Raw genomic sequence first — 15,799 nt, 5'->3', positions numbered from 1 at the left:
CCGAGTCATTTCTATCCACTGGGTCGACAATTGCGACGTGGCTTTCCTAACATCATGGGAAGATTTGCTTTGCTGCAGTTGCACAAGGCCTGTCCGGTCGCTCGCGACGGCGGTCCCCGGGCGTGCTAGTGCGGGCGGCGCGTGGCCTGCTTTTCGGCGCGGCGGCGTTCCCTGGCCTCGCGCTTTTCCTGCTTGCGGATTTCGCGGCCGCGATTGCGGTCCGCCTCGTCCTGGCTGGTCGTCATCCAGTCCGCGGTCTGGCCGACGGCGCGGACCGGCAGGGTGACGACATTGGCCGCCGTCCGGGCGACGCAGCCCGGTAGCGCCAGCGGCACGATAAGCAACAACAGCAGACGCGTCATGGCACGATCCCGTACTGATCCGACGGAAGCATAGCTGGGGCGGATCCGATCCGCATCGCCGATGCGCCGGGCCGTTCGGCCGATCAGTCGGCGAACAGCAGGACGGGCGTTTCGAGCAGCTTGCGGACCGCCTGGACGAAGCTCGCCGCGTCCCAGCCGTCGACGACGCGGTGGTCGCAGGAGATCGACAGGTTCATCAGCTTCGCCGCAACGATTTCTCCATCGCGGATCACCGGCCGCTCGATCACCCGGTTGGGGCCGATGATCGCGACTTCCGGGCGGTTAATCACCGGGGTGGTGGCGATGCCGCCGAGCGGGCCGAGCGAGGTGACGGTCAGCGTCGAGCCGGACAGTTCCTCCGCCTTCGCCTTGCCGCTGCGGGCGGCGTCGGCGAGGCGGACGATTTCCGCCGCCAGTTGCCAGATATTACGGTCTTGCGCGTCGCGGATCACCGGGACCATCAGCCCGGCATCGGTCTGCGTCGCCATGCCGAGATGGACGGCTCCGTGGCGGGTGACCACCCCGGCCTCATCGTCATAGCGGGCGTTGATCATCGGGAAGGCGGGCAGCGCCTTGCACAGCGCGACGATCAGCAGCGGCAGCATGGTCAGCTTGGGGCGGGCGCCGCGATTGGCGTTCAGGTCGGCCCGCATGTCCTCCAGCGCGGTGACGTCGATTTCCTCGACATAGGTGAAATGCGGGATGTGGCGCTTCGCCGCGGCCATGTTTTCCGCGATGCGGCGGCGCATGCCGATGACCTTGACCTGTTCGTCGGGGCGGGCGGCGCCGGCGGGGCGGAAGCCCTGCGCGCCGTTGTAGGTCAGATAGGCGTCGAGGTCGGCATGGCGGACGCGGCCGTCCGCCGCCGCCTTCACCTGCGCCAGGTCGATGCCGAGAGTCTGCGCGCGGGCGCGGACGGCCGGGGAGGCGAGGATGCGGGCGGCGGGCGTGGGCGCCGAGGCGGGGGCCGGGGTTGGGGAGGGTGACTCCTGGGCTCCTGCTTTCGCAGGAGCACTGGGGGTGGCGGGTGGGGCGGCTGCTTCGGCGCCGGGGGTTTCGGCGGCGATGCGCTTTTCCTCCGGGGCGTCGGCGGGCGGTTCGTCGACCGCGCCTTCGACCTCGATCACCGCCAGCGCCGAGCCGATCGCGACGATATCGCCGACGGCGCCGGCGACTTCGACGACGGTGCCGGCGACCGGCGATTCCATTTCGACCGTCGCCTTGTCGGTCATCATGTCGGCGAGCTTGCCGTCTTCCTCGATCCGGTCGCCCGGCTTGACGTGCCAGGCGACAATCTCCGCCTCGGCAATGCCTTCGCCGATGTCCGGCAGGCGGAAGGTGAAACGGGCCATCGCGATCAGTCCTTCAGGATTTTCTTCAGCGCCTCGCCGATGCGGACCGGGCCGGGGAAATAGGCCCATTCGAGGCTGTGGGGGTAAGGCGTGTCGTAGCCGGTGACGCGCTCGATCGGCGCCTCCAGGGAGTGGAAGCAGCGTTCCTGCACCTGCGCCGCCAATTCGGCGCCGAAGCCGCTGGTCCGCGTCGCCTCATGGACGATCATGCAGCGGCCGGTCTTTTCGACCGAGGCGGTGATTGTGTCGATGTCGAGCGGGATCAGGGTGCGCAGGTCGATGATCTCCGCATCGACACCGCTGGCAGCGACGACGCCGGAGACGACATGGATCATCGTGCCATAGGCGAGGATGGTCACTGCCTCGCCGGCGCGGACGACCTTCGCGGTGCCGAGCGGGATGCGGTAATACTCCTCCGGCACCTCGCTGCCGTCATGCTTTGCCCAGGGTTGGACAGGGTGGTCGTAATGGCCGTCGAACGGGCCGTTGTAGATCCGCTTCGGTTCGAAGAAGAGGGTCGGGTCGTTGTCCTCGATCGCGGCGATCAGCAGGCCCTTCGCGTCATAGGGGTTGGACGGGATCACCGTCTTGATGCCCGAGACGTGGGTGAAGATGCCCTCCGGCGACTGGCTGTGCGTCTGGCCGCCGAAGATGCCGCCGCCGAACGGCGAGCGGATGGTGATCGGCGCGGTGAACTCGCCTGCCGAGCGGTAGCGCAGCCGCGCCGCTTCCGACGCCAACTGGTCGAGCGCGGGGTAGATATAGTCGGCGAACTGGATTTCCGGCACCGGGCGCAGGCCATAGGCGCCCATGCCGATGGCGACGCCGATGATGCCGCATTCGGTGATCGGCGTATCGAATACCCGGGTCTTGCCGAATTTCTTCTGCAGGCCGGCGGTGGCGCGGAACACGCCGCCGAAATAGCCGACATCCTCGCCGAGGACGACGACGGCGGGGTCGCGCGCCATCATCACCTCCATCGCCGAGTTGATCGCCTGGATCATGTTCATCCGGGTCATCGGCCGATCTCCAGCCCGGCGGCCTTCGCCTCGTCGAGCATCTCCTGCCGCTGCTCGGCGAGGTGCCAGGGCATATCCTCGAACACTTCCTCGAACATCGTTTCCAGCGGCTGGTGGAGGCCGTGACCGAGCACGCCGTTCTTCTCCGCCTCCCGCGCTGCCGCCTTGACTGTTTCGGCCAACTCCAGGTCCATCGCCGCCTGGCGCTCCTCGTCCCATTCGCCGAGCGCGATCAGGTGGTCCTTCAGTCGCTTGATCGGGTCGCCGAGCGGCCATTCCGCCGCCTCGTGCGCGGAGCGGTATTGCGACGGATCGTCGGAGGTCGAATGGCCTTCCGCCCGGTAGGTGAAATGCTCGATCAGCGTCGGGCCCTGGTTGGTGCGGGCGCGTTCCGCCGCCCATTCGGTTGCGGCGTAGACGGCGAGCGCGTCATTGCCGTCGATGCGCAGCCCGGCGATGCCGTAGCCGACGGCGCGGGCGGCGAAGGTCGTCGCCTCCGCCCCGGCGAAGCCGGAGAAGCTGCTGATCGCCCACTGGTTGTTGACCACGTTCAGGATCACCGGTGCGCGGTAGACGCTGGCGAAGGTGCAGGCGGAGTGGAAATCGCCCTCCGCCGTCGACCCCTCTCCGCACCAGGTGGCGGCGATGCGGGTATCGCCCCTGGCGGCGCTGGCCATCGCCCAGCCGACCGCCTGCGGATACTGGGTGGCGAGGTTGCCGGAGATCGAGAAGAAGCTCTTTTCGCGGACCGAATACATGATCGGGAGCTGCTTGCCGTGCAGCCGGTCCGCCCGGTTGGAATAGATCTGGTTCATCATGTCGACCAGCGACCAGTCGCGGGCGATCAGCAGGCCCTGCTGGCGATAGCTGGGGAAGCACATGTCGTCCGGCAACAGCGCGAAGGCGGCGGCGACGGCGACCGCCTCCTCGCCGGTCGACTTCATGTAGAAGCTGGTCTTGCCCTGGCGCTGGGCGCGGTACATGCGCTCGTCGAACGCCCGGGTCAGCGCCATCGCGCGCAGCATCGCGCGCAGCCGGTCCGGCGACAGCTTCGGATCCCAGGCGCCGACGGCGCGGTTGTCTTCGCCGAGCACCCGGACGAGGCCATAGGCAAGGTCGCGGAACGAATCCGGCGCCGCATCGGAAGCGGGGCGCGGCGCGGCACCGGCAGGCGGCACCGCGAGGTCGCTGAAATCAACCGTATCGCCGGGCCGGAATTTCGGTTCCGGCACGTGCAGGCTGAGCGGCCTGAGGTTGGCGTTGGGACGATCGACAGGCATCCTTGCTCCCGATACAGGCGGGTCCGCTCGGCCGACTCCGGCGGACGCATCGTTGTGCGCCCTTGTTATAATATTTCAACGCAGCGCGCGAGAGGGGAGAGGCGCCCCGCGATCAACGATTTATCTGGAGCCGCCGGCCCTCGGCAAACGCGCGTTTCAGCGTGGGTTCGTCGAGCGCGCCCTGCACCAGCAGCGGGCCGATCAGCATCGACGGGGTGCCGGCAAGGCCAAGGCCGCGCGCGTCGGCGGCGTTGCGCGCCAGCCGCTGGTCGATGACCCGCCCGCCCGATTCGAGCACCGAGAGCAGCCACGGCCAGTCGCCGCCGACCGCCTCGACCGCCTGGCGCAGGACGGGTGGATCGAGCCGGCGGCGTTCGGCCATCAGCCGGGCGTGCAGCGCCGGATAGATGCCCTGCGGCGCGGCGGCGAGGGCAGTGCGGGCGGCGGCGACGGCCGGTTCGCCGAACACCGGCCAGTCGCGATAGATGAGGGTGACACGGCCGTCGTCGGCGATCGCGCGCGCCAGCGCCGGGGCCGAGACCTTGCACACCGGGCATAGGTAATCGGTGAAGACGACGGCGATTAGGTCGGCGTTCGCCGCGCGCAGGCGGGGCGAATCGGTATCGTGGAGCACCGATTGGGCGATCGCGTTGTCGCCGACGTCGATGCCGAGGTCGCGCCCCCGGCGCAGCGCGAAGGAGACCAGCGTGCCGACGCCGACCGCGCCGCCGAGCAGCAGCAGGTCGCGGCGATCGAGCTTCGGCAGCGCCATGTCAGCCGCGCCGCCCTGTACTTGCCCCGGTTTCCGATGCAGCCACGTCCGTCCTCCGCCCGTCGCCCTTCCCCTTGTGCCGGCGCGCCGGTTGCGACAAGGGAGAAGGGTGAATTACCCTTTACGTAAGGAGAAGGACATGGCGACGGCCTATATCGTCGATGCGGTGCGGACGGCCGGCGGGCGGCGCGGCGGGCGGCTGGCCGGTTGGCACCCGGCCGACCTGGCGGGGGCGACGCTGGACGCGCTGGTCGATCGCACCGGCATCGACCCCGCCGCGATCGAGGATGTCATCATGGGCTGCGTCAGCCAGGCCGGCGAACAGGGCTTCCACGTCGGGCGTGGCGCGGTGTTGGCGTCGAAATTGCCGGAAAGCGTGCCGGCGGTGACGATCGACCGGCAGTGCGGCAGTTCGCAGCAGGCGATCCAGTTCGCCGCGCAGGCGGTGATGAGCGGAACCCAGGACATGGTCGTCGCCGCCGGCGTCGAGTCGATGACTCGGGTGCCGATGGGCTCGCCGGTGGCGCTGTTTGCCAAGGCCGGGCTGGGCGAGCCGAAGAGCCCGCGCCAGGAAGCGCGTTACCCCGGCATCGCGTTCAGCCAGTTCACCGGCGCCGAGATGATCGCCCGCAAGTTCGGTTTCGACCGCGGAATGCTCGACGCCTTCGCATTGGAAAGCCACCGGCGGGCCGCCGCCGCGACGGCGGCCGGCGCCTTTGCCGACGAGATCGTGCCGATCCCGGTCGAGACCGATGACGGCACCGTGCTGCACCAGACCGACGAGGGCATCCGCGCCGACGCGACGCTGGAGGGGATCGGATCGGTCAAATTGCTCGGCGAAGGCGGGGTGATCTCCGCCGCCAACGCCAGCCAGATGTGCGATGGCGCGTCGGCGGCACTGATCGTGTCCGAGGCGGCATTGAAGGCGCATGGCCTGACCCCGATCGGCCGCATCCACCAACTGACCGTCACCGGCGGCGACCCGGTGGTGATGCTGGAGGAACCGCTCTACGCCACCGACCGAGCGCTGAAGCGCGCGGGCATGACGATCGACGATATCGATCTGTATGAGGTCAACGAGGCGTTCGCGCCGGTGCCGCTCGCCTGGTTGCGCCATATCGGCGCCGATCCGGCGCGGATGAACGTCAACGGCGGCGCGATTGCACTCGGCCATCCGCTCGGCGCGACCGGCGTCAAGCTGATGGCGACGCTGCTCAACGCGCTGAAGCAGCGCGGCAAGCGCTGGGGCCTGCAGACGATGTGCGAGGGCGGCGGCATCGCCAACGTGACGATCGTCGAACGGCTGTAGCGCCCGCCGGTCGTCGCGTCAGGCAAATGCCGGTTCGGCCGGTGCCGCTTCCGCCTGCGGGCCTTCGTGGATCAGCTTCAGCTGGCCGACGATGATCAGGATCGCGAAGCCGGACAGGATGAAGGAATTGACGTACCAGTTGGCACCCAGTTCGAACGTGCCGGCGAATACCTTTTTCCAGCCGTTGAAATGCTGGGTGGCGGCGACGACCAGGCCGAGCACGCCGAACACCGCCGCCCAGTAGCGCGCCAGCCAGTGATGTGGGTTGGGCAGCAGCATCAGGATGCCGAGCAGGCCGATGACGCTGCGCTGCACCCGGCAATAGGGGCAGTGGTAGACGAGATCGGCGAGGTCGACGCCCCAGGTGACGAGGCTGAGCAGGATCGAGAGGCTGCCGAGCAGCCGCAGGTGCCGGAAGAAAATGGGCGGTATCGTCGTCATCGCTGAGCCTCCCCGAAAGCCGAGCCTGCGTTGCTACGATACCCCGCCGCCTTGCGCCAGCCAGCGCGCGCGGATGCTGTCCGACGTGTCGCGACTGCCGTCCGGAGTCCAGCCGGGCGGGCCGAACAGATAGCCGAGGTGGCTGCGCCAGCCGCGCGCCGAGACGATGTCGCGGGCGATGCCGACCCATTCGTGGAACGCCGCCCACAGGATGTTGAAGCTGCCCAGGTTCCTGACGATGCCGTAGCGCGGGCGGTCGTCGGGCCGCTCGGCGACGAAGCTGCCGAACAGTTTGTCCCAGACGATGAACACGCCGGCATAGTTGCGGTCGAGGTAGCGCGGGTTGGTGGCGTGGTGGACGCGGTGGTGGGAGGGGGTGTTCATCACCGCTTCGAACCAGCGGGGCATCCGGTCGATCACCTCGGTGTGGATCCAGAACTGGTAGATCAGGTTGATGCCGCCGCAGACGAACACCATCGCCGGCGGGAAGCCGAGCAGGAACAACGGCAGGCGGAAGACGAAGGCGGCGGAAAAGAAGCCGGTCCAGGTCTGCCGCAGCGCCGTCGACAGATTATAGTGCTGACTGGAATGGTGGATGACGTGGCTGGCCCAGAACCAGCGGACACGATGGGCCGAGCGATGAAAGGCGTAATAGGCGAGATCGTCGAGGACGAAGCACAGCGCCCAGGCCCACCAGGTATAGGGGATGTGGACCGGCGCCAGTTGCCAGACCTGCATCGCCAGCCAGAACACCGCGCCGGCGGAGAGGGCACCGGCGACGGTGCTGCCGAAGCCGAGCATCAGCGAGGTCAGCGTGTCGCGCGGGCAGTAGCGGCGGCGGTCGCGCAGGCGGGCGACCAGCATTTCGGCGAGCACCAGCGCGATGAAGAAGGGTACCGCATGGGTTATCGGGTCAAACACAGGGTGTTCCGCCGCTGCTGACAAGAATGTCAGCAGTATCGCGCGCGGCGGCGGCATCGGCAAGGGTGAGGATGACGGCGCCGAACGGGCGGTCGCCGGTCTCGATGATTATCGTGTTGTTCACGATATTTATGCGGAAATGTTCAGGCAGCTTGCGAGCGGCTGGTTGGGCACCGTGGACCTTGAGGACGACCGGCGGGCCGGCGGCGGCGAGAACCAACGCGGCCTGGCCGTCAAGCGAGGCGATGCCCTGTCCGGCGACGAAGCCGCTGACATGCGCCTCCGCCAGCCGGCACGCCTCCGCAGCGTCCGCGATCCGACCACCGCCAAGGCCGAGCAGCCGGGCGACGGCAGCAAGCCCGAGCACCCCGGCCAGCGAGCCGAGGAGCACCCACGGATTCATTGCGCCGCCCGCGCCGACGAGACGCCGGTGCCGCCGGGCGCGGCGCATGTCGCGCCGCTCCGCCGCGCTGCCGGCCATCGATCATCCGGTATCCCGCCCATCGCGATCCTCCCTGCCCGCCGCGCTTTGGAGGCTGCCCGCTTCAAGCGGAATCGGCACCACCCTCCAGCGCCATTCCAACGATGCCATGCATCGCCGGAACCTTGGGCGCTTCCGCCTGCTCCCCCACCCGGCCTCCCATTTCAGAATACTGCCGTTGGGAGGCCGGGTGGGGGAGCGGGCTGGTGCCGCCTAAAGCGGACAGGCTTTAGCGAAAGGGCGGCGGCGGAGCAAAGCGCGTCAGGCATCCCCCGTCGCTATGGCGAGGCAAAGGGCGATCACGCGATCCTGAAGATGGGCGATGTCGCCGCTGCTTTCGGCGGTGGGCGGCAGGGTGACGAACAGCCCCTCGATGACGGCGGATATCAGTTCGGCCCGGCGCCGCGCCTCGTCGGCGCCGATGCCCGGCCGGAGATCCAGTATCCGCTCGCCCAGCAACGCGAATTGCGGCGCGTAGAGCTTCAGGGTGAGGCTGCCCGAATAGTCCGCCTGGGTTTCGAGCAGCGGCCAGAGATTGACGAACAGCCGCCTGGTGTCTTCCCGCGCGATATCGGAGAGGTTGAAGGCGATGACCGCCTTCAACCGCGCGGCGGCGTCGGTTTCGCCGGTGAGCGCAGCGGCGTAGGCGTCGCGGTAGCGCTGAACGACGTGGTCGATCAGCGCGAGGACGAGGGCCTCCATCGTCGGGAAGTAATATTGAACGCCGGACAGGCGGACGCCGGCGCGCTTGGCGATGCCGCGCATCGTGAAATCGCGGATGCCGGCGACGCTCAGTGTTTCCAGCGCGGCTTCGACGATCCGGCGCGCGGTCGCGTTGCCCGTTCTGCCCGTCGTCGCGCGTTCGGCCGCCATTCCGTCCCTTCCTGCCGCGATGCACGGTGCGGCGTCCCCGCGCTCCCCTTTCGCAACAGCCGATTGACATCGCAAGCGGCGGCTTTAAACCTGATTTGGTCAATTGACCAAAAATGATCAGGGGAGACGGCGGGATGGACGGTGGCAACGTGCCCGGGCGGCGCGCGGATGCAGGACGGCGCGCGATCCTGAAAGGGATGGCCGCCCTCGTCGGCGCGGCCTCGGCAGCGGCGCCGGCGCGCGCGGCGGCGACGGAGCGGGCGGCGCCCGATGGTGCGCGGGCGCCGACGGGCGCCGCGTCCTATGACGTGATCGTCATCGGCGGCGGCTTCGCCGGGCTGGTGGCGGCGCGCGACTGCTCGCTGCGCGGCATGCGGGTGCTGCTGATCGAGGCGCGCGACCGGATCGGCGGGCGCACCGCGACCAGCGCGTTCCAGGGCCACCGCATCGAGCTGGGCGGCACCTGGATCCACTGGGAGCAGGCGCATGTCTGGACGGAGATCACCCGCTACGGCCTGGCGCTCAGCGAGACGCCGGGGGCGACGCCCGACCGGATGGCGTGGCTCAGCCGGGGACGGCTGATCGAGAAATCGGGCGAGGAGGGTTTCGCGCTGCTGAGCGACGGAATGCAGCGCTATTGCGATGTCGACGGCGACCTGGCCCACAGCGTCTTCCCGCGTTCGCCGGAACCGCTCCATGCCGTCGACCAGGTGCGGCCGTTCGACCGCATGACGCTGAACGACCGGCTGGCGCAGATCGGCCTTGCGCCGGAGATCGAGGATCTGGTCGCGCCCAATTTCACGATCAACGCGCATCGCGACCCCGGCAGCGCCTCCTTTGCCGAGCAGCTCCACTGGTGGGCGCGCGGCGACTTCAACCTGCGCCGGCTGTTCGACTGCTCCGGCCATTTCAAGTTTGCGGACGGCACCGGGGCGCTCGCCAATGCCATCTTCGCCGACGGCAGCTTCCACTTCCTGCCTGGCACGCCGGTTCGGGCGGTGCGGCAGGCGCGGGGGCTGGCGACGGTCAGCGTCGACGGCGGCGCCTATTCGGCCGGCGCGGTCATCTGCGCGCTGCCGGTCAACCTGCTGAAGGGCATCCGCTTCGAGCCGGGCCTCGACCCGCGCAAGCTGGCCGCATCCCGCGCGGGCGTCACCGGCACCGGCAGCAAGACCTATGTCCATATCCGCCAGAAGGTTGGCGCCTGGCTGGCCTGCGCGCCGTATCCGAGCCCGATCACCCTGGCCTTCACCGAGCAGGAGCGGGACGACGGCACGATATTGTGCGCGTTCAGCGCCGGCGACAGCCTGAACACCGGCGACCGGGACGCGTTGCAGGCGGCGCTGCGCGGGCTGCTGCCGGGCGCCGAGGTGGTCGATTCGGTCAGCTATTCCTGGACGGCGGACCCCTATGCGCTTGGCACCTGGGCCTTCTACCGCCCCGGCCAGTTGACCGACGGCACGTTCGAGGCGCTGCGGCGCGCGGAAGGCGTCGTCCATTTCGCCGGCGGCGACATCGCGGCGCACTGGCGCGGCTTCATCGACGGCGCGCTGGAGACGGGCATCGCCACCGCCCGGATCGTCCATGACGCATTGCGCCGCGGATAGGGCGGCGCCGACACCAGGAAAGGCAGGACCATGGCACGCATATTGACGCTTCCGTTTCTCGTTTCCGCCGTCGCGATCGGCGGCCTGCAGGGCAGCGCGGGCCTTGCGGCGCCCGACCCCGCGCCGATCGCCGCCGCGCTGCAGCCGCGCCTCGCGGCGATCGAGAACGCCTGGGCGAAGTGGGACGCGCCGGCGGTTGCCGCCGTCTACACCGACGATGCGGTGGCGACCGGCGAGCAGAACCCGGCCCCCGCCGAAGGGCGCGCTGCGATGACGGCGCTGATTTCCCACCTGATGGAAGGCACCAGGGCGGTCAGCATCGCCATCTACCGCGCCGAGCAGCTTGCGCCCGACGTCGCGTCGACCTGGGTGACGTGGACCGTCGCCCTTGCCGACGGCCAGCCCGATTTCCAGACGAAGAGCCTGTTCGTGTGGAAGCGCGTCGACGGCAGCTGGCGGATTGCCCAGGACATGTTCGCGCTGGGGCCGATGGTGCCGCAGCCGTAACGCCCCGCCCCGCGCTTCCGCCGCCGGGCGCCCATGAGTTTACCGTGCGGCCAGCGCCTGAAGCATCGGCGCGATCGACGCGACGTCATAGCCGGCGGCGGCCGCCTTGCCGGCGATCGCGTCGACCGGGTCGCCGGCCTGCGCGCGCGCCAGCGCCCAGAGGAAGGTCGAGCGGGTGCCCGACCGGCAATAGGCGAGCACCGGCCCGTCCGCCCCGGCGAGCGCGGCCTGCATCGCGGCGATCTGCGGGTGGGAGAAGCCGGCATGGCCGACCGGGATCGCGACATAGCCGATGCCGGCCGCTTCCGCCGCCGCGCGGATCACGTCGCCGGAGGGTTGGCCCGCCTCCTCCCCGTCGGGGCGGTTGTTGATGATGAGGGTCACGCCCTGCGCCGCCGCCGCCGCGACCGCGTCGGCGCTGATCTGCGGCGCAACCAGCAACCCGTCGTCCAACGTCCTGAACATCGCGATACTCCCTGCCTGCGCCGGCTGTAGCGAAAGGACGGCGGCGGGGAAAGCGCGGCCGGGAGGCACCCGCGCTCGCGCGCAATTTTATTGCGCTGCAATATATATTGTCGCCCGAGAGGATCGTAATAATTCCCTGTATTAAAAAGAATAATTGTCGAACGGCGGCGCCGGGGCAGCGCGGTGCCGCGTCCGGCGGCTTGCGGGAGGGAGGATAAATGGTCCACAGGCGCGACCGAAACGAGCGGTCGGGAGGCATTGTTGGGCAAGATTGATGAAAATCTGCAGCCGGTTCTTGATGAAGTGTTGCGCCGTAACGCGGGCGAGGCCGAGTTCCACCAGGCGGTGCACGAGGTGCTGGAAAGCCTGGGCCATGTCATTACCAAACACCCCGATTATGCCAAGCACGCGCTGATCGAGCGCATCTGCGAGCCGGAACGGCAGATCATCTTTCGCGTGCCGTGGGTCGACGATTCGGGGCAGGTGCAGATCAACCGCGGTTTTCGCGTCCAGTTCAATTCCGCGCTCGGCCCGTACAAGGGCGGCATCCGCTTTCACCCGTCGGTCAACCTTGGCATCATCAAGTTCCTTGGCTTCGAGCAGATCTTCAAGAACGCGTTGACCGGCATGCCGATCGGCGGCGGCAAGGGCGGGTCCGATTTCAACCCGCGCGGCCGATCCGACGGCGAGATCATGCGGTTCTGCCAGGCGTTCATGACCGAATTGCACCGGCATCTGGGCGAATATACCGACGTGCCGGCCGGCGATATCGGCGTCGGCGGGCGCGAGATCGGCTATATGTTCGGCCAGTACAAGCGGCTGAGCAACCGCTATGAGGCCGGCGTGCTGACCGGCAAGGGCCTGACCTATGGCGGGTCGCGGGCGCGGACCGAGGCGACCGGGTTCGGCCTGGTCTATTTCGTCGAGAAGATGCTGGGGACGAAGGGCACCGCGCTTGCCGGGCGCATCGTTGTCGTTTCCGGTTCCGGCAATGTCGCGACCTATGCGATCGAGAAGGTCCGCCAGTTCGGCGGCAAGGTCGTCGCCTGTTCCGATTCCAACGGCTATGTGCTTGACGAGGCCGGCATCGACCTGGCGCTGCTGAAGGAAGTGAAGGAGGTGCGGCGCGGCCGCCTGTCCGACTATGCCGAGTTGCGCAAGGACAAGGCGCGCTATGTCGAGGGCGGGACGATCTGGAACGTGCCGTGCGACGTCGCGCTGCCCTGCGCCACCCAGAACGAGCTGACCGCCAAGGACGCGCGCAAGCTGATCAGCAACGGCGTGATCGTCGTCGGCGAGGGCGCCAATATGCCGTCGACCCCGAAAGCGGTCGAGCTGTTCCAGGAAGCCGGCGTGCTGTTCGCCCCCGGCAAGGCGGCCAATGCCGGCGGCGTCGCTACCTCCGCGCTGGAAATGCAGCAGAACGCGTCGCGCGACAGCTGGAGCTTCGAGCAGACCGAGGCGCGGCTGGCCCAGATCATGCGCGACATCCACGACAATTGCGCGACCACCGCCGAGGAATATGGCGCGCCGGGCAATTACGTGCTGGGCGCCAATATCGCCGGCTTCGTCCGCGTCGCCGACGCGATGCAGGCGCTGGGCGTGATCTGAGCGCCGCGGCGCGGGTCAGCCCTGGTCGCGGATGACGGCGAGGAAGGCGGCGCCGTAGGCGTCGAGCTTGCGCTCGCCCACGCCGGAGATGGCACTGAGGGCGTCGAGCGTCGTCGGGCGCGCGGCGGCCATTTCGCGCAGGGTCGCGTCGTGGAAGATGACGTAGGGCGGCACCTGCGCCTCCGCCGCCAGCGCGCGGCGGCAGGCGCGCAATGCCTCGAACAGCGGATCGCCGACCGGGTTGGCGCCGCCGCCCGCCCCGGCGCCGCGCCGGCGGCTGCGCTCACGCTTGGGCGGGACGATCAGTGACACGGCCGCCTCCCCCTTCAGGATCGCGCGGGCTTCGGGGCCGAATTCCAGCCCGCCATGCGGGTTGGCGCGCAGCGCGTCGCGGAGCAGCAGCGCACGCGCGACCGGGCGGACCAAAGGCGCTTCGTCGTCGCCGACGATGCCGAACACCGACAGCCCCTCATGCCCGTTCATCAGGCTGCGTTCGTTCGACTTGCCGACCAGCAGGTCGTGGAGATAGCCGGTGCCGAACATCTGGCCGGTGCGGAACACCGCCGACAGGAATTTGCGCGCGACCTGGGTCGCGTCGACCGCGGCGGGCGGGTTGAGGCAGTTGTCGCAATTGCCGCAGCGCTCGGGCGGTTCCTCGCCGAAATGGCGGAGCAGGATGCGGCGACGGCAGCCGGCGGTTTCGACCAGCGCGCCGAGCGCGTCGAGCCGGGCACGCTCGCTGCCCTGCCGGTCCGCCTCCACCTCCGCTATGCGCTGGCGGGCGCGGGCGAAATCCTCCGCCCCCCAGAACAGATGGGCGACGGCGGGGTCGCCGTCACGCCCGGCGCGGCCGGTTTCCTGGTAATAGGCCTCGATCGACTTGGGCAGGCCGGCATGGGCGACGAAGCGGACGTCCGGCTTGTCGATGCCCATGCCGAAGGCGACGGTGGCGACCATCACCATGTCTTCCGAGGCGACGAAATCCGCCTGGTTGCGGGCGCGGACCGTCGGGTCAAGCCCGGCATGATAGGGGCGCACCGGCCGTCCGGTTGCGGCGAGAGCGGCGGCAAGCTTCTCGGTGCCGCTGCGCGTCTGGGCATAGACGATGCCGGGGCCGGGATGGTCGCGGAGCAGGGCGGCGATCTGCTGGGTCGTGCCCTGCCGCGGGCTGATCGCATAACGGATGTTTGGCCGGTCGAAGCCGGCGACGATCAACCCGTCGTCCGGCAGGCCGAGCTGGACGAGGATGTCGGCGCGGGTGTGGGCGTCCGCCGTCGCGGTCAGCGCCAGGCGGGGGACGGCCGGGAACGCGTCGAGCAGCGGGCGGAGCAGCCGGTAGTCGGGCCGGAAATCATGCCCCCATTCGCTGACGCAATGCGCTTCGTCGATCGCGAACAGCGCGACCGGCGCCTGCTGGAGCAGCGCGCGGAACGATTCGCCCGAGGCGCGTTCCGGCGCGGCGTAGAGCAGGTCCAGCTCGCCGGCGCGGAAACGCGCGATGGTTTCGGCCCGATTGTCGTCGGCCGAGGTCAGCGCGGCGGCGCGGATGCCGACGGCGGTGGCGGCGCGAAGCTGGTCATGCATCAGCGCGATCAGCGGTGAGATGACGACGCAGGTGCCGGGGAGGGCGACGGCGGGCAGCTGGTAGCATAGCGATTTGCCGGCGCCGGTCGGCATCACCGCCAGCGTCCGCTGGCCGGCGAGGACGCGGTCGATCACCCGCGCCTGCACCCCGCGAAAGTCCGAAAAGCCGAAAGTCTGCTGGAGAATGGCGCGCGCGTCGACAGGCATGGCCGGCTCCATAGCGACGACGGGTGCGCCAAGTCGAGGGCAGGCCGGCGGCGCGCCGTTGCAAGGGTGGTAGCGGACCGGCGCCGGACGTGAGAAGATGACAGCGGGGCGAAGCGCCCGGCCGGGCCGGGCCAATATGCAACGGAAGGTGCGGCCATGGACTGTTCCGACCACGATCCGCCGGCCCGCGAGCTGGCCGAACGGCTGGGCGCCGTCATCGCCCGCTGGGAAGGGCGGGCGCGCGCGGCGCTGTCGCCGGCCGACCGGCAATTGCAGATCGCCGAAGCGCTGCATTTGCTGACCACCCGCTTTCCGCGCAGCCGCGAGCCTTTGCTGCTGCTGCTGGAGGACATGCCGGCCGGTCCGTACCGGCTTCCGCGCTGACCCGGACGGCGGTGACGATCGGCCCGCTGCGGCGGGAGGACGGCGCGGCGCTGATCGCGCTGTACGAAGACGCGCTGCCGCCCGCCGAGCGCAAGCCGTCGGCGGCGATCCTCGCCTATCCGCGGCGCGCCGACCGGCGGGTGATCGGCGCCCGCGCGGCGGATGGGCGGCTGATCGGCTTCGCCATCCTGTACGTCGCGGCGCGCGTCGCGCTGCTCGAATATATGGCGACGCACCCGGACGCGCGCGGCGGCGGGCTGGGTGGGCAGCTATTCGCGGCGGCGCTGGCGGCGGCGGAGGGACGGCCGATGCTGATCGAGGTCGATTCGGACCGGGCGGCGACGGAGGACGACCCGGCGCGGCGGCGCAAGCGCTTTTACCGCCGGCTGGGCTGCGTGGAGATTGCGGGGCTTGCCTATCGGATGCCGGCGCTGAACGCTGCGCGACCGCCGGCGATGGAGCTTCTGGCTCACCTGAACGGGCGCGACCGGCCGATCGGCCGCGCTGAGCTGGCCGGGTGGCTGACGGGCATTTTCACGGAAGTCTATGCCCAGGCGGCGGCGGAGCGGCCGGTGGCGGCGATGCTGGCGGCGCTGGAGGATCCGGTAATGCTGGCCTGAAGGC

The 15,799-nt window shown here is 69.4% G+C and carries 17 protein-coding genes; 6 read left to right on the top strand and 11 right to left on the bottom strand.

The genetic code is table 11. The features are described from left to right. Positions 1 to 125: 125 nt before the first annotated feature. The 5 genes from E4A53_RS10525 to E4A53_RS10505 form a co-directional block, all read right to left on the bottom strand. The gene (locus tag E4A53_RS10525; protein ID WP_136163071.1) at positions 126 to 362 is read right to left on the bottom strand and encodes a hypothetical protein; all 237 of its coding nucleotides are present in this window, start codon (positions 360 to 362) and stop codon (positions 126 to 128) included. Between the two features lie 83 nt (positions 363 to 445). After that, complete coding sequence (locus E4A53_RS10520; protein WP_136163070.1) at positions 446 to 1,714, bottom strand: dihydrolipoamide acetyltransferase family protein; 1,269 nt, start codon at positions 1,712 to 1,714, stop codon at positions 446 to 448. A gap of 5 nt (positions 1,715 to 1,719) precedes the next feature. After that, the gene (locus E4A53_RS10515; RefSeq protein ID WP_136163138.1) at positions 1,720 to 2,724 is read right to left on the bottom strand and encodes an alpha-ketoacid dehydrogenase subunit beta; all 1,005 of its coding nucleotides are present in this window, start codon (positions 2,722 to 2,724) and stop codon (positions 1,720 to 1,722) included. A 5-nt stretch (positions 2,725 to 2,729) separates the two neighbouring features. Further along, positions 2,730 to 4,013 carry a thiamine pyrophosphate-dependent enzyme gene (locus E4A53_RS10510; protein WP_136163069.1) on the bottom strand — a complete coding sequence of 428 codons (1,284 nt, stop codon included), beginning with the start codon at positions 4,011 to 4,013 and terminating at the stop codon, positions 2,730 to 2,732. A 112-nt stretch (positions 4,014 to 4,125) separates the two neighbouring features. Continuing rightward, on the bottom strand, positions 4,126 to 4,785 hold the full coding sequence (locus tag E4A53_RS10505) for a DsbA family protein (protein WP_136163068.1): 660 nt from the start codon (positions 4,783 to 4,785) through the stop codon (positions 4,126 to 4,128). 139 nt (positions 4,786 to 4,924) lie between these two features. On the opposite strand from E4A53_RS10505, the gene E4A53_RS10500 reads away from it, so the two are divergent. Then, the gene (locus tag E4A53_RS10500) at positions 4,925 to 6,094 is read left to right on the top strand and encodes an acetyl-CoA C-acetyltransferase (RefSeq protein ID WP_136163067.1); all 1,170 of its coding nucleotides are present in this window, start codon (positions 4,925 to 4,927) and stop codon (positions 6,092 to 6,094) included. Positions 6,095 to 6,112: 18 nt separating this feature from the next. On the opposite strand, the gene E4A53_RS10495 is transcribed toward E4A53_RS10500, so the two are convergent. The 4 genes from E4A53_RS10495 to E4A53_RS10480 all read right to left on the bottom strand — a co-directional run bounded on the left by E4A53_RS10495 (position 6,113) and on the right by E4A53_RS10480 (position 8,810). After that, positions 6,113 to 6,535, bottom strand: a complete 423-nt coding sequence (locus tag E4A53_RS10495; RefSeq protein ID WP_136163066.1) for a hypothetical protein — start codon at positions 6,533 to 6,535, stop codon at positions 6,113 to 6,115. 33 nt (positions 6,536 to 6,568) lie between these two features. After that, positions 6,569 to 7,399, bottom strand: coding sequence for a sterol desaturase family protein (locus E4A53_RS10490; RefSeq protein WP_239018268.1), 831 nt, complete (start codon positions 7,397 to 7,399; stop codon positions 6,569 to 6,571). Between the two features lie 49 nt (positions 7,400 to 7,448). Beyond that, positions 7,449 to 7,937 (bottom strand): hypothetical protein, encoded by a 489-nt coding sequence (locus E4A53_RS10485; protein ID WP_136163064.1) that lies wholly within the window; start codon positions 7,935 to 7,937, stop codon positions 7,449 to 7,451. 261 nt (positions 7,938 to 8,198) lie between these two features. Further along, positions 8,199 to 8,810, bottom strand: coding sequence for a TetR/AcrR family transcriptional regulator (locus E4A53_RS10480; RefSeq protein ID WP_136163063.1), 612 nt, complete (start codon positions 8,808 to 8,810; stop codon positions 8,199 to 8,201). A gap of 197 nt (positions 8,811 to 9,007) precedes the next feature. Here E4A53_RS10480 and E4A53_RS10475 point away from each other — a divergent pair, with 197 nt between their 5' ends. Then, complete coding sequence (locus E4A53_RS10475; RefSeq protein ID WP_136163062.1) at positions 9,008 to 10,417, top strand: flavin monoamine oxidase family protein; 1,410 nt, start codon at positions 9,008 to 9,010, stop codon at positions 10,415 to 10,417. A gap of 30 nt (positions 10,418 to 10,447) precedes the next feature. Continuing rightward, on the top strand, positions 10,448 to 10,924 hold the full coding sequence (locus tag E4A53_RS10470) for a YybH family protein (RefSeq protein WP_136163061.1): 477 nt from the start codon (positions 10,448 to 10,450) through the stop codon (positions 10,922 to 10,924). Positions 10,925 to 10,963: 39 nt separating this feature from the next. Here the strand turns inward: E4A53_RS10470 and E4A53_RS10465 are convergent, their stop codons facing one another. Then, on the bottom strand, positions 10,964 to 11,389 hold the full coding sequence (locus E4A53_RS10465) for a protein tyrosine phosphatase family protein (RefSeq protein ID WP_206366304.1): 426 nt from the start codon (positions 11,387 to 11,389) through the stop codon (positions 10,964 to 10,966). Positions 11,390 to 11,650: 261 nt separating this feature from the next. Between E4A53_RS10465 and gdhA the strand changes: the two genes are divergently transcribed. Then, a complete protein-coding gene (gene gdhA, locus E4A53_RS10460; protein ID WP_136163060.1) occupies positions 11,651 to 13,000 on the top strand; it encodes an NADP-specific glutamate dehydrogenase in 1,350 nt (449 codons plus the stop codon). A 15-nt stretch (positions 13,001 to 13,015) separates the two neighbouring features. On the opposite strand, the gene recQ is transcribed toward gdhA, so the two are convergent. Continuing rightward, entirely contained in the window at positions 13,016 to 14,791 is a 1,776-nt protein-coding gene (recQ, locus tag E4A53_RS10455; RefSeq protein WP_136163059.1) for a DNA helicase RecQ, read from the bottom strand. 156 nt (positions 14,792 to 14,947) lie between these two features. Here recQ and E4A53_RS14660 point away from each other — a divergent pair, with 156 nt between their 5' ends. Then, positions 14,948 to 15,175: a hypothetical protein gene (locus E4A53_RS14660; protein WP_168694364.1), complete on the top strand. Its 228-nt coding sequence runs from the start codon at positions 14,948 to 14,950 to the stop codon at positions 15,173 to 15,175. An 11-nt stretch (positions 15,176 to 15,186) separates the two neighbouring features. Further along, the gene (locus tag E4A53_RS10450; RefSeq protein ID WP_168694363.1) at positions 15,187 to 15,795 is read left to right on the top strand and encodes a GNAT family N-acetyltransferase; all 609 of its coding nucleotides are present in this window, start codon (positions 15,187 to 15,189) and stop codon (positions 15,793 to 15,795) included. Positions 15,796 to 15,799: the final 4 nt, after the last annotated feature.

This window comes from Sphingomonas flavalba, assembly GCF_004796535.1.
In the GTDB taxonomy this organism is placed as follows: Bacteria; Pseudomonadota; Alphaproteobacteria; order Sphingomonadales; family Sphingomonadaceae; genus Sphingomonas_L; species Sphingomonas_L flavalba.
This window is presented reverse-complemented; position numbering and strand designations above follow the sequence as displayed.

Bases quoted from the DNA above. Each gene is read 5' to 3' on its own strand.
- E4A53_RS10525 (WP_136163071.1), bottom strand. From the start codon at position 362: ATGACGCGTCTGCTGTTGTTGCTTATCGTGCCGCTGGCGCTACCGGGC.
- E4A53_RS10520 (WP_136163070.1), bottom strand. From the start codon at position 1,714: ATGGCCCGTTTCACCTTCCGCCTGCCGGACATCGGCGAAGGCATTGCC.
- E4A53_RS10515 (WP_136163138.1), bottom strand. From the start codon at position 2,724: ATGAACATGATCCAGGCGATCAACTCGGCGATGGAGGTGATGATGGCG.
- E4A53_RS10510 (WP_136163069.1), bottom strand. From the start codon at position 4,013: ATGCCTGTCGATCGTCCCAACGCCAACCTCAGGCCGCTCAGCCTGCAC.
- E4A53_RS10505 (WP_136163068.1), bottom strand. From the start codon at position 4,785: ATGGCGCTGCCGAAGCTCGATCGCCGCGACCTGCTGCTGCTCGGCGGC.
- E4A53_RS10500 (WP_136163067.1), top strand. From the start codon at position 4,925: ATGGCGACGGCCTATATCGTCGATGCGGTGCGGACGGCCGGCGGGCGG.
- E4A53_RS10495 (WP_136163066.1), bottom strand. From the start codon at position 6,535: ATGACGACGATACCGCCCATTTTCTTCCGGCACCTGCGGCTGCTCGGC.
- E4A53_RS10490 (WP_239018268.1), bottom strand. From the start codon at position 7,399: ATGCTGGTCGCCCGCCTGCGCGACCGCCGCCGCTACTGCCCGCGCGAC.
- E4A53_RS10485 (WP_136163064.1), bottom strand. From the start codon at position 7,937: ATGGCCGGCAGCGCGGCGGAGCGGCGCGACATGCGCCGCGCCCGGCGG.
- E4A53_RS10480 (WP_136163063.1), bottom strand. From the start codon at position 8,810: ATGGCGGCCGAACGCGCGACGACGGGCAGAACGGGCAACGCGACCGCG.
- E4A53_RS10475 (WP_136163062.1), top strand. From the start codon at position 9,008: ATGGCCGCCCTCGTCGGCGCGGCCTCGGCAGCGGCGCCGGCGCGCGCG.
- E4A53_RS10470 (WP_136163061.1), top strand. From the start codon at position 10,448: ATGGCACGCATATTGACGCTTCCGTTTCTCGTTTCCGCCGTCGCGATC.
- E4A53_RS10465 (WP_206366304.1), bottom strand. From the start codon at position 11,389: ATGTTCAGGACGTTGGACGACGGGTTGCTGGTTGCGCCGCAGATCAGC.
- recQ (WP_136163059.1), bottom strand. From the start codon at position 14,791: ATGCCTGTCGACGCGCGCGCCATTCTCCAGCAGACTTTCGGCTTTTCG.
- E4A53_RS14660 (WP_168694364.1), top strand. From the start codon at position 14,948: ATGGACTGTTCCGACCACGATCCGCCGGCCCGCGAGCTGGCCGAACGG.